We start from the raw sequence: 11,670 nt of genomic DNA on the forward strand, positions 1-11,670 counted from the left end.
TCCGCCATGGCCGCCTATCTCCTCGCCGAAGCCAGCGTCACCGATCCGGTGGCCTACGAGACCTACAAGCAGCTGGCCCAGACCGCCATCGCCCAGTACGGCGGCCGCTACCTGGTGCGGGGCGGCGCCAGCGAAGTGCTGGAAGGGGGCTGGACCAAGCCGCCGCGGCTGGTGGTGGTGGAGTTCGAGAGCGTGGAGCAGGCCAAGAAATTCTACGATTCCCCCGAATACCGGGCGGCTCGTGCAGCAAGAAAAGAGGCGGCGGACATGAACATGCTCGTCGTCCAGGGTGTTTGAAGTTTTTAGTTTGCAACTTTTAAGAGCAAAGGGAGAAACATGAGCTCTGTCGTTGATGTCGTCGCCCGCGAAATCCTGGATTCCCGCGGCAATCCCACCGTTGAAGTCGATGTGCTGCTGGAATCCGGCGTCATGGGCCGTGCCGCCGTGCCGTCCGGCGCCTCCACCGGTTCCCGCGAAGCCATCGAACTGCGCGACGGCGAAGCCGGCCGCTATCTGGGCAAGGGCGTGCTCAAGGCCGTCGAGAACGTGAACACCGAAATCTCCGAGGCCATCATCGGCCTGGACGCCCAGGAACAGGCCTTCATCGACAAGACCCTGATCGACCTGGACGGCACCGAAAACAAGTCCCGCCTGGGCGCCAACGCCATGCTGGCCGTCTCCATGGCCGTGGCCAAGGCTGCCGCTGAAGAAGCCGGCCTGCCCCTGTACCGCTACTTCGGCGGCATGGGCCCGATGCAGATGCCGGTGCCGATGATGAACATCATCAACGGCGGCGCCCACGCCAACAACAGCCTGGACATCCAGGAATTCATGGTCATGCCCGTGGGCGCTTCCACCTTCCGCGAAGCCCTGCGCTGCGGCGCCGAAATCTTCCACGCCCTGAAGAAGCTGCTGGACAAGAAGGGCTTCTCCACCGCCGTGGGCGACGAAGGCGGTTTCGCTCCCAACCTGGGCAGCCACGCCGAAGCCATCCAGCTGTGCATGCAGGCCATCGAGAACGCCGGCTACACCCCGGGCCAGGATGTGCTGATCGCCCTGGACTGCGCCGCTTCCGAGTTCTACAAGGACGGCAAGTACCACCTGGCCGGTGAAGGTCTGCAGCTGACCTCCGCCCAGTTCGTGGACTACCTGGCCAACCTGGCCGACCAGTTCCCCATCGTTTCCATCGAGGACGGCATGGCCGAAGGCGACTGGGACGGTTGGAAGCTGCTGACCGAGCGTCTGGGCCAGAAGGTGCAGATCGTCGGCGACGACCTCTTCGTCACCAACACCAAGATCCTCAAGGAAGGCATCGACAAGGGCATTGCCAATTCCATCCTGATCAAGATCAACCAGATCGGCACCCTGTCCGAAACCTTCGCCGCCGTGGAAATGGCCAAGCGCGCCGGCTACACCGCCGTCATCTCCCACCGCTCCGGTGAGACCGAAGACAGCACCATCGCCGACATCGCCGTGGGCCTCAACGCCGGCCAGATCAAGACCGGCTCCCTGTCCCGCTCCGACCGCATCGCCAAGTACAACCAGCTGCTGCGCATCGAAGAGGACCTGGGCGATACCGCCTCCTACCCCGGCCGCGAAACCTTCTATAACCTGAAGTAAGGCCGACAGGGCCGGGAAGTTCCAATCCCGGCCCTTTTCGTATCCGACTATCGCCCGACCTCACCAATCCCCCCATTCCATGCGCTGGCTCACCATCGGACTCATCGCCCTCATCACCCTGCTCCAGTATCCCTTGTGGCTGGGCAAGGGCGGCTGGCTGAAAGTCTGGGACGTGGACCGGCAACTGCAGCAGCAGAAGGACGCCAACCGCAAGCTGGAAGTGCGCAACGGCGGCCTCGATGCGGAAGTGCGGGATTTGAAGCAGGGTTACGACGCCATCGAGGAACGGGCCCGTTTCGAATTGGGCATGATCAAGGGCGACGAGGTCTTCGTGCAGTTGCCGGAGAAGGCGCCGGAACGCCCTGCCGAGCCGGCACCGGAAGTGCCGCCGGCGAAGAAGGCCCGGGCCTCCCGCTAGTCGCGGTGCAGCACAAGGAAAGGCAGCCATCCGGCTGCCTTTTTTCTTTGCTTGGTGCGGCTGCTGCAGTCGGTCGGCGGCAGCCCGGCCATTGCCGTCCTCTCCGTCAGCAATGGGCTTGGCGCCGAAATGGTTGTATAGTGCAACCATATTTCAGCCCGTCGGGAGGCGACATGGCAGATCCGGAACAGGCCCTGGTGGATGGCATCCGCGCCGCCTCGCGCCAGATGGTGCGGGAACTGGGATTCATGCAGGCGACCCTGGCTGCCACCGACTACCCGGCCTCCGCCGTGCATGCCCTCATCGAGCTGGGCAAGCACGGCAGCATGAGCGCCGCGGCCATCGCCGCCTGTCTCGGCCTGGACAAGTCCAGCGTCAGCCGCATGCTGCGCAAGCTGGTGGATGCCGGCGAACTGACGGAGACGGTGAGCGATCACGATGGCCGCATCAAGAATCTGTCTTTGACGGCCCGGGGCCGCCGCACCCTGGCGGCGGTGGAGGCCTATGGCCGGCGGCAGGTGGGGGAGGCGCTGCAGCACATGGCGCCGGAGGCCCGCGGACTGGTCCACGCCGGGCTCGAAGCCTATGCCCGGGCCCTCGCCCAGGCGCGCAGCGGCGCCGCCGGAGCGGTCATTTCACCGGTGCGGATCTGTCCGGGCTATCGGGTTGGGGTGATCGGCCGGGTGACCGAGATGCACGGGCTCTTCTACGCCCGCCACGCGGGCTTCGGCCAGTATTTCGAAAGCCAGGTGGCGACCGGCCTGGCGGAGTTCTGCGGGCGGTTGCAGCGCCCGGGCAACGGCCTGTGGGTCGCCTTGCAGGGGGAGCGTATCGTCGGCTCGGTGGCCATCGACGGAGAGGATCTGGGACCCGGCCTCGCCCATCTGCGCTGGTTCATCGTCGACGGGGCGGTGCGCGGCGGCGGTGTCGGTCAGCGTCTGCTGCAGGCGGCGCTGGCCCATTGCGACGGCTACGGCTTTGCCGAGACCCGGCTGTGGACCTTTGCCGGCCTCGAGGCGGCCCGCCATCTCTACGAGGCCAGGGGCTTCGTGCTGGGGGAGGAGCGCCAGGGCAGGCAGTGGGGCGAGACGGTGACGGAGCAGCTGTTCGTCCGCCCGGGCGTCGCGGGGTAAGTCCCAGGAGCGCCATCGGCTGGCGAAATGGGTTGAGAAGCGGGGTTGAGAAGCGGGCTGAGGAGCGGGGCTGCGGAGCGCCTCTGCCCCCGTTTGGAAGGGGGCAGCCGTTCAGCTATCCGGAGGTCTAGCCGGGGGGGCTCAGTGCAGCAGGCGCGGCGGCTGTTCCGCCTGTTCTTCCGGCATTTCGGTGTGTATCAGCTCGCCCTCGCCGTTGGGATAGAGGGGGGCGCCGCAGTCGTCGCAGAATTCGAAGGGGAAACGGTGGTCGTGCACCACGATGTCGGTGACGCCGCATTCCCGCAGCACGGTTTCCATTTCCGCCACGGATTCGCTGTTTTCGTCCTCGGTGCCGATGAGGGCCCAGACGACGCCGTGGATGACCTTGTCCGCCTGGGACTGGAGGGAGAAGCCGAGGCGGTATTCCTCCAGGCGCTGGTCGTGGAAGGGGCCGATGGCCACCCGCAGGGAGGCCGGCTCGACCCCCATGACGGTGTGCAGGAAGGCGACGGAGGCGCGCAGGGAATAGGGCCGGGAATCCTTGTCCGCCTGGCGGCAGGCGGCATGGTAGGCATCGGGCAGCAGGGCCTCGTAGGCGCAGCCGGTGAGCAGGGGCTCCAGGGCGGCGCCGCCCTGCTGGCGCCACTGCTGGCGTGCCACTTCCCGGTTGCCTTCCACCTCGTGCCAGTAGAAGAGGGGGCTGTGGCGGGGCACGGCGATGGCGGCCAGGAGGTAGCGGGTGTCGGAGAGGAAACGGTTGGTCTCCGGCATTTCCCGGGTGTCCAGGGCCATGTCCTGGCCGGCCAGGGCGCAGCGGCCCAGCTCGTTGGTGAGGCGGTAGGTGTCGCTGTAGCTGCGGGGCAGCTGGTCCGGGCTGAAGAGGAAATCCACCACGGCGACGCGGGCCTCGGCTGCCAGGACGTGGCCGCACAGCTGGGCCTTGAGGGCGGCCAGGGTGCCGGCGGGGATGTTGGCGGTGGGAATGCCGAAGCGGGACCAGGCCAGCACCGGCGCCGCCACCAGCAGCACGTCGTAGTCCTGGCCCTGGTGGCTGATGAGGCACGACTCGGCCCGGGACTCCACCATGTCCGCCAGCTCGTCGTGGGCCTGGGCGTTGGTTTCGTAGAGGCGGTCCAGGGCCGCCGTCAGTTCCTCCTCGTTGCCGTCGGCCAGCAGCTGCTCCACCAGGCCCGCCAGGCGCGCTTCCCAGAAGGCATCCTCCAGCTTGCCGCCGGATTCGGCGAGGCCGGTGGCCAGCCAGGAGAGTTGGGAGACATCGCGGGAGACGCGGGAGCGGGAGCCGAAGCGGGGTCGTTTCATGGTGATGAACTGCTCGAGGTGCCGGAACAAAGCGGGCGAAGCCGTAATTCTATCAACCCGCGGGCTGGTCCCGGGATTCTTCTGTGTCCTGGGGACGAGGCGGCATGAGGAATTCCCGGGGGGCTTGCCGGAAACGGGCGAACAGACTGGCGATCAGGCGACGCCCCTGGGCGAAGGAGACCTGGCGCGCCTTGAGGGCCACATACAGCGCCAGGGCAAAGCTGACGCCGAGATTGGCCATGCCTACCAGGGCCACTCCCAGGCCTGCCAGGGCCAGTTCCTGCCAGGGGGCGGCGAAGTCCAGGGCGACGGCGGCGTAGCCCAGGTAGGCGGAGGAGAAGGCGATGTGGCGGATGTCCACCGGCAGGCCGAAGAGGGCGCCGATGGCGGTCATGCCGCCGAGGAGGAAGCCGAAGAAGAAGTTGCCGGCCAGGGCCCCCAGGTTGTTTTCCACGTAGGCGGCGACCCGTCGCATGCGGGCCTCGCCGAACAGGCGCTGGGGCCATTCCAGCTGCAGCAGGCGCTGGGGAATGCGGTTGTAGGCGGCCAGGTTGTCGTAATAGCCGGCGATGAGGCCGGCGAGGAACAGGCAGACCCCGGCCACGCCGGCGTAGAGGATGGCACCGCTGTGCCAGGGATGCACGTCGGCCAGCAGGTGGTGGGCCTTTTCCGGTCCGATGAAGGGCGTGCCGCCCATGCTGCCGAGGACGAAGGCGATGAGCATGGCCATGGGAATGGCCAGGCCCACGTTGCCGATGATGGCGGCGATCTGGCTGCGGCAGGTGCGGGCCACCAGGCCGGCCAGGTTGTCCAGGTTCCGCGGTGTGGCGTTGCCGCCGGGGCCGGTGGCCTCGTCGATGCTGGCGGCGATGGCGTTGGCGGTCATGGCCGGCTGCTTGGTGGCGACGGTGCCATGGAGGATGTGGATGAGGACGAAGCCCAGGCCGTAGTTGAGGCAGAAGGCCAGGGCCTCGGTCAGGGGCGGCAGGTGCAGCTTGGCCAGTTCCAGCTTGATGAGGGCCATGAAGGCGATGACGAAGCCGCCGAGCAGGGCCGAGCGCAAGAGGGCGAAGTATTCGCTGCGGCTCTCGGTGATGTAGTGCTCGCCGGTGCGGCCCGCATTCTCGGTGACGCGGCGGGCCAGCAGTTCCATGTTCTGGCGCCAGTAGGTGCCCAGGTCGTTCTTGCGGCACTCGGCCCGCACCAGCTGCTTGAACAGGGTCACCAGGGCCGGCAGGGCATCCTGCAGGCAGCGTTCCTGACGCAACTGGCGCAGGACGGCGAGGAGGGCCTCGGCCCGCTCAAGATGCTGGCGCAGCCGCTGCAGGTGGAAGGTGAGGGAGAGGCTGGTGCCTTCCCGGGCGGCCCGGTTGCGGATGCGGTCGCCGATGCCGCGGCACTGGTCGAACAGCACCAGCAGCTGGCGGTCGTCCTCCGCCGCAAATTCCGGCTCCCGCCACCACTGCTCGAACTGCTTGAGGAAGCGCAGCATCTCGGCGTTCTGGGCCAGGAAGGGAGACTCGAAGTTCTCGATGCTCGGTTCCACCCGCAGCAGTTCCGGCTCCAGGCCGATGGCGCTGATGCGGTAGGAAATGACCAGCAGGCCTTCCAGCAGCTGGGCCAGGGCCGGCGCCATGGGGGCGCCGCGGACGCTGCTGCGGCCCAGGTCGAGCAGGGTGAACAGGGCCAGCCATTCGGCGTCGGCGATGCCGTCCACCCACACCTCGTCGTCCGGCTCGGGGAACAGCAGGCCGAGCACGTCCTTCAGGTATTCGGGCGCCACCACGTCGGGCAGCAGGGTGCGGGAGAGGCGGCGGGCGGTCTCGGAAAAGAAGCCGGTGTTGGGAAAGACGCCGGCATCCACGTAGAGGGAGACCTGCTTTTTCTCGGCGAAGAGGCGCAGCAGGGCCAGGCGCAAGCCATCCCGCAGCTCGGGGCGGGTCTGCAGCAGGTAGCAGAGGGCGTGCAGGGCCTGGGTGGCCGCCGCCGTGTCGTCGCTGTCGGCGGGACGCAGGGCGTCCACCAGTTCGATGAGGGGGGGCAGGAGGTCGCCGTCGGGGTTGGCGGCCAGGTCGCAGAGGCGCTGCAGCAGGGTTTCCAGGGGCTGGGGGGAAAGGGAGCGTGTCATAATGTTCTAATTCGTCCTTTTGACTTTCCGGTAGAAGATTTTGCCATGATTTTCGTCATCTCCCCGGCCAAGAGCCTGGATTTCGACACTCCGCCGGTGACGGCGGAACATACCCAGCCCGACTTCCTGGAACGTTCCGCCGTCCTCGTGCAGCGCCTGCGGGAACTGTCGCCGGCGGACCTGTCCCGGCTGATGGACATCTCCGATGCCCTGGCCGTGCTAAACGTCACCCGCTACGCCGAATGGGCGCCGCCTTTCACCCCGGCCAACGCCAAGCAGGCCCTGCTGGCCTTCAACGGCGACGTCTATGAGGGCCTGGATGCCGCCTCCCTGCCGCCCGCCGGCCTGGCCTGGTGTCAGCAGCACCTGCGCATCCTCTCCGGCCTCTACGGCCTGCTGCGGCCCCTGGACCTGATCCAGCCCTACCGCCTGGAAATGGGCACCAAGCTGAGCAACGCCGCGGGCAAGGACCTCTATGCCTTCTGGGGCGAGGACATCACCCAGGCCCTCAATGCCGCCATGCCCCAGTCGGGGCCGGCAGTGCTGGTGAACCTGGCTTCCGAGGAATACTTCAAGGCGGTCAGGCCCAAGGCCCTCAAGGCCCGCATCGTCAATTGCGTCTTCGAGGACTGGAAGGGCGGCCGCTACAAGATCATCAGCTTCTACGCCAAGCGGGCGCGGGGCCTCATGGTGCGCTATGCCGCCAGCCACGGCCTGACCCAGCCGGAAGGGCTGCAGGGTTTCAATGTGGACGGCTACGCCTTCGTCCCCGAGATTTCCGACGCGGACACCTATATTTTCCGGCGCCGGGTGGAGGCTTAAGGCATGCGTTTCGAACATCTGGTGGAAGTGAACGATCCGGACAATCCCCTGGCCTTCACCCTGGAACGGGAGCACCTGTGGGCCGGCCTCATGGCCCGGGTGGAGGATTCGGTGCCCTTCCTGCCCGGCATGGTGGAGTGCCGCATCCTCTCCCGGGAAGCGGGGGCGGTGGAGCGCCTGCTGGTCTTCGGTGCCGCCGAGGTGCGGGACCGGGCCAGCTATGTGGAGGCCGAGTGGGTCTGCTTCGAGACCCGGCGCACGGCCCAGCATGCCGGCGGCAGCCTCACCATCCGCATCGAGGAGCCGGAGGCGGGGCGCCTCTTCCTGCGCTTCACCTACGAGACTTCCTTCGCCGAGCCGGGGGATGACCCGGAGGCCGTCGCCTACGTGGATTACATCCGGGCGGCCTACCATGCGGCAGACCTGGACACCCTGGCGGTGATCCGGGAACTGGCCATGGCCCGCGCCACCCACTAGACTGAAGGCATGAATTTCATCCATCCCGCAAGCCTATTTCGACGGAGGCGCGCCATGAACACACGCATCTGCACCGCCCTGGTCCTGGGGCTGCTGGCCACGGCCGCCCAGGCCCAGAACAGCACCCAGATCTACCAGATGCCCAAGGAGCAATCCATCGAACTGGGGGACGGCCAGACCCTCTACCCCTACAAGAAGGCGCCGCCGATGGGCACGGTGATCGAGCAGGGCGACGCTACGCCCGGCATTCCCACCACCGGGGTGCAGCCGTTGCCCACGATTCCCGGCGCCCGCACGGCGCCGCGCAGCCCCAGCTACCGCTACTACCAGCCCCACAAGGACGGCAAGGGCACTTCCGTCATCGGTCCCGACGGCGTCACCTACTGTCGCAGCCCCAACGGCAAGCTGGTGGTCTGCTACTGAGGCGGCAGCCTCCCGCGGCAACGAAATCGCACTAGGCCCGGGGAAGTTTCCCGGGCCTTTTTGTTCCGCCCTAGAGCGTCACTTCCCCATCCACGTAGAACCAGCGGCCGTCCCGGCGCTGGAAGCGGCTCGTTTCGCCCATGCGGAAGGCACGGCCGTTGTCCTTGCCCCGGGCGGTGAAGCGGACCCGGCCCCAGCAGCCGTCCTGGTCCCCTTCCTGGCTGGCCTCATGCACCGTCAGCTCCAGCCACTTGGGCTGGGGCGGGGTGTGGGCGTCCAGGTTCGGCGGGCAGGTTTCCGCCGCCCAGGTGGCCACCAGGTAATCGCTCAGGCCCAGGGCGTAGGCGCTGTAGCGGGAGCGCATCAGGGCCTCCGGCGTCCCTGCCGGCTGGCCGCCGTGATAGACGCCGCAACAGCGGGCGTAGGGCTGGCCGGAGCCGCAGGGACAGGTGCGAACGGGAGCGGGCTTGGACATGGGGAGCAGGCGGGGAAAGGCGCAATGGGCTGAATGAAAAAGCGGCAGGGCAAGTGCTGCCGCGTAAGGCGCAAGGTCGATTGGGCCAACTGCAAAGGCAGAAACGACACTGCCGCCCATGGGCGGCAGCGCTGGCGGCGGCGTAAAGCCTTACATCATGCCGGCGACGGAGGCGTACATCTGGGTCGGCGACCGGCTGGGAGCGACGCTGCCGGACGGGCCTTGCTGCCCCAGGCTAACCTTGGTGGATTCTTCCACCGGCTCCCGGCGATCCTCGGCCTTGCTTTCCTGCTCCTTGCGCTCGACCTGGCGGGTCTCGGCCGTTTGCTGGGTCTGCTGCAACTGCTGGGTCTGGAGGGAGCTGCTTTGATTGCTGACTGCCTGAACCATGGGATGACTCCTGCAAGATAACACTTAAATCATAGGCCTATTTGCGACGGCGGCCAGGAGAATTTTCGCCGGCGGGCGGCAGGCCAGTCCCTAGGCGGCTTCCGGCGGGGCCGCCAGGCGCGCCAGGGCGGCCTGGGGGGTGAGTATCTGCAACTGGCCCAGGGCGCTGCGGCGGCGGGCCAGCTTGAGCACCAGCTTGTCCTTGGAGAGCAGCCAGTGGGCGCCGGCGGTGACCGCCAGTTCGATGAACTTCTGGTCGTCCCGGTCCCGGCATTTGGGCAGGGGCGGCGCTGTCACGTCGTCCGGCTGGCGCTGGGCCAGGGCGGCGTAGGCGGCGTAGATGGCGGCCTGCCGCGCCGGCTCCACCTTGAACTGGGGGTAGGCCAGCACCCGGGCCAGTTCGTCCAGGGTGGCGCCGTTGGCCAGGGCCACGGCCCGGCCGGCAGCCAGTTCCCGGGCCAGGGCCTGCACCGAGGGTTCCTCGAACATGTAGAGGTCGAGGACCACGTTGGTGTCCAGCACCCAGATGTGTTGGTGGGAGGTAGGCAATTGAGGGCACAGGTGGAATGCGGGGGAAGAATTATCCCACTGCTTCCGATGTGAAGTAAGTCTTAAGTCATATTCATTAGGCATTAACGGCTATTGAACAAATTTATCGTAAGGAATAAGTTCCCTAGAAATATTACAAATAAATGTTGCTTGCGGCGATGCAGTCGCAGGTTAGGGAGCAGTTTTGAACAGCCAATACAAGTGGTTTTGCGTCGTTTTTCCTTTGTTTTTCCTCGCATCAACCCAGTCCTGGGGACAGCTTCCTCCTTCCGTGGCGGATATTAATTCTCAGGAAACCATACGGCAGCAAGAGCGGGAACGCTTGTTGCGCCAGCAGCAGGAAAAAGCCCCTGATGTAATGTTGGAACGGCAGTCCGCTCTTGGGGAGCGGATACCGCTGGATGAGCAGCCATGCTTTCCGATTCGCGACATTGTGTTGATCGGAGAGGGGGTAGAACGTTTCCGCTGGGCCTTGAATGATGCGAGTGTTCCTGGCGATCCCAATGTTGGACGATGTCTGGGAACCCAGGGCATCAACCTAGTGATGAAGCGCATTCAGAACGCAATCGTTGCCAAAGGGTATGTGACGACCCGCGTTCTGGCTGCTCCCCAGGATTTGCAGAGCGGCCGCCTGGAGCTGACCATCGTTCCCGGAAAAATACGGGATATCCGTTTCAGCGAGAACAGGGATGGCCGGGGAACCCTCATCAATGCATTACCCGAAAACCCAGAAGGGTTGCTTAATCTACGAGACATTGAACAGGCCCTGGAGAATTTGAAGCGGGTGCCTACGGCTGATGCAGATATCCAGATTTCGCCTTCTTCCGCTGAGGGAGCCGGGCCGGGCGACAGCGACTTACTGGTGAGCTATCGGCAGAACTTCCCCTTTCGATTGAGCATGTCCGTGGATGACGGGGGATCCAAGGCAACAGGAAAGTTGCAGGGTAGTACCACTTTTTCCTACGACAATTGGCTAACGCTGAATGATCTTTTTTATTTAAGTGTCAATGAAAATCTGGACAAAGGGGACTCGGGGAATCGTGGCACTAGTGGGTATACAGCGCACTATTCCTTGCCCCTGGGGTATTGGCTGCTTGGGGTTACCGGAAGCAAGAACCGCTATTTTCAGCGCGTTAGTGGCATCAACCAGTCCTATGTCTACAGCGGTACCAGCCATAACGCAGAGGTGAAATTGTCGCGGAATCTCTATCGCGACGGTACGCGCAAGACCACAGGTTGGGTCAAAGGGTGGCTTAAGGAGTCCAACAACTATATCGACGATACCGAAGTGGAAGTGCAGAGGCGTCGGACTGCCGGGTGGGAACTTGGCATTTCCCATCGAGAATATCTTGCCGAAACGGTCCTCGATTTGAGCTTGGCCTATCGTCGTGGAACTGGCGCCCTCCGCTCCCTGCATGCCCCCGAGGAAAACTTCGGCGAAGGGACTTCCCGTCTGGGACTGGTGACAGCGGACGCTCTCCTGAATGTCCCTTTTCGGGTGCTGGGGCAAAACCTTCGTTACAGCGGGCAATGGCGTGGGCAGTGGAATGAAACTCCCCTGGTTCCCCAGGATAGGTTCTCCATTGGTGGGCGTTACACCGTGCGAGGCTACAGCGGTGAATCCGTACTGTCAGCCGATCGAGGGTGGCTGATTCGCAACGATCTATCTACTCCACTGGGCGGAAGCGGCCAGGAACTATATCTCGGTTTGGATTATGGAGAAGTCGGTGGCCCGTCATCGGCTTTTCTTGTCGGGCATTACCTGGCGGGTGCCGTCCTCGGCTTTAGAGGTGGCTGGGGAGCCGTCAGTTACGACGTTTTCGTCGGTCAGCCGGTGAAGCATCCGAGCGATTTCAAGGCAGACCATTCGGTTACCGGGTTTTCCATTTATTTCCAGCTTTAGTTCGCAGAAACA

The 11,670-nt window shown here is 65.1% G+C and carries 13 protein-coding genes; 8 read left to right on the forward strand and 5 right to left on the reverse strand.

What is annotated here, in order from left to right:
* The first annotated feature begins 6 nt into the window (after positions 1 to 6).
* From AC1RTA_RS00115 to AC1RTA_RS00130, 4 genes are all read left to right on the forward strand, one after another.
* Positions 7 to 297, forward strand: coding sequence for a DUF1330 domain-containing protein (locus AC1RTA_RS00115; RefSeq protein ID WP_492783651.1), 291 nt, complete (start codon positions 7 to 9; stop codon positions 295 to 297).
* Positions 298 to 336: 39 nt separating this feature from the next.
* Entirely contained in the window at positions 337 to 1,620 is a 1,284-nt protein-coding gene (gene eno, locus AC1RTA_RS00120; protein WP_014237372.1) for a phosphopyruvate hydratase, read from the forward strand.
* 79 nt (positions 1,621 to 1,699) lie between these two features.
* Positions 1,700 to 2,038 (forward strand): cell division protein FtsB, encoded by a 339-nt coding sequence (gene ftsB / locus AC1RTA_RS00125; RefSeq protein WP_014237373.1) that lies wholly within the window; start codon positions 1,700 to 1,702, stop codon positions 2,036 to 2,038.
* Between the two features lie 173 nt (positions 2,039 to 2,211).
* Positions 2,212 to 3,171, forward strand: a complete 960-nt coding sequence (locus AC1RTA_RS00130; protein ID WP_492783652.1) for a bifunctional helix-turn-helix transcriptional regulator/GNAT family N-acetyltransferase — start codon at positions 2,212 to 2,214, stop codon at positions 3,169 to 3,171.
* A 141-nt stretch (positions 3,172 to 3,312) separates the two neighbouring features.
* Here the strand turns inward: AC1RTA_RS00130 and AC1RTA_RS00135 are convergent, their stop codons facing one another.
* Positions 3,313 to 4,491, reverse strand: coding sequence for a DUF2863 family protein (locus tag AC1RTA_RS00135; protein ID WP_492783653.1), 1,179 nt, complete (start codon positions 4,489 to 4,491; stop codon positions 3,313 to 3,315).
* A gap of 52 nt (positions 4,492 to 4,543) precedes the next feature.
* On the reverse strand, positions 4,544 to 6,619 hold the full coding sequence (locus AC1RTA_RS00140; protein WP_492783654.1) for a site-specific recombinase: 2,076 nt from the start codon (positions 6,617 to 6,619) through the stop codon (positions 4,544 to 4,546).
* 45 nt (positions 6,620 to 6,664) lie between these two features.
* On the opposite strand from AC1RTA_RS00140, the gene yaaA reads away from it, so the two are divergent.
* From yaaA to AC1RTA_RS00155, 3 genes are read left to right on the forward strand one after another with little or no spacing between them, the layout of a single operon-like run.
* Positions 6,665 to 7,441: a peroxide stress protein YaaA gene (gene yaaA, locus AC1RTA_RS00145; protein ID WP_492783655.1), complete on the forward strand. Its 777-nt coding sequence runs from the start codon at positions 6,665 to 6,667 to the stop codon at positions 7,439 to 7,441.
* 3 nt (positions 7,442 to 7,444) lie between these two features.
* Positions 7,445 to 7,918, forward strand: coding sequence for an AtaL-like protein (locus tag AC1RTA_RS00150; RefSeq protein ID WP_014237378.1), 474 nt, complete (start codon positions 7,445 to 7,447; stop codon positions 7,916 to 7,918).
* Between the two features lie 54 nt (positions 7,919 to 7,972).
* The gene (locus AC1RTA_RS00155; protein WP_492783656.1) at positions 7,973 to 8,341 is read left to right on the forward strand and encodes a hypothetical protein; all 369 of its coding nucleotides are present in this window, start codon (positions 7,973 to 7,975) and stop codon (positions 8,339 to 8,341) included.
* A gap of 70 nt (positions 8,342 to 8,411) precedes the next feature.
* Here AC1RTA_RS00155 and AC1RTA_RS00160 read toward each other — a convergent pair whose 3' ends face one another.
* The 3 genes from AC1RTA_RS00160 to AC1RTA_RS00170 all read right to left on the reverse strand — a co-directional run bounded on the left by AC1RTA_RS00160 (position 8,412) and on the right by AC1RTA_RS00170 (position 9,755).
* Positions 8,412 to 8,816 (reverse strand): YchJ family protein, encoded by a 405-nt coding sequence (locus tag AC1RTA_RS00160; RefSeq protein WP_492783657.1) that lies wholly within the window; start codon positions 8,814 to 8,816, stop codon positions 8,412 to 8,414.
* Between the two features lie 150 nt (positions 8,817 to 8,966).
* Positions 8,967 to 9,206, reverse strand: coding sequence for a hypothetical protein (locus AC1RTA_RS00165; RefSeq protein WP_492783658.1), 240 nt, complete (start codon positions 9,204 to 9,206; stop codon positions 8,967 to 8,969).
* 90 nt (positions 9,207 to 9,296) lie between these two features.
* A complete protein-coding gene (locus AC1RTA_RS00170) occupies positions 9,297 to 9,755 on the reverse strand; it encodes a putative toxin-antitoxin system toxin component, PIN family (RefSeq protein WP_492783659.1) in 459 nt (152 codons plus the stop codon).
* 184 nt (positions 9,756 to 9,939) lie between these two features.
* Here AC1RTA_RS00170 and AC1RTA_RS00175 point away from each other — a divergent pair, with 184 nt between their 5' ends.
* A complete protein-coding gene (locus tag AC1RTA_RS00175; RefSeq protein ID WP_492783660.1) occupies positions 9,940 to 11,658 on the forward strand; it encodes a ShlB/FhaC/HecB family hemolysin secretion/activation protein in 1,719 nt (572 codons plus the stop codon).
* Positions 11,659 to 11,670: the final 12 nt, after the last annotated feature.

The sequence above is a fragment of the Azospira sp. MPR-E4 genome, assembly GCF_058809645.1.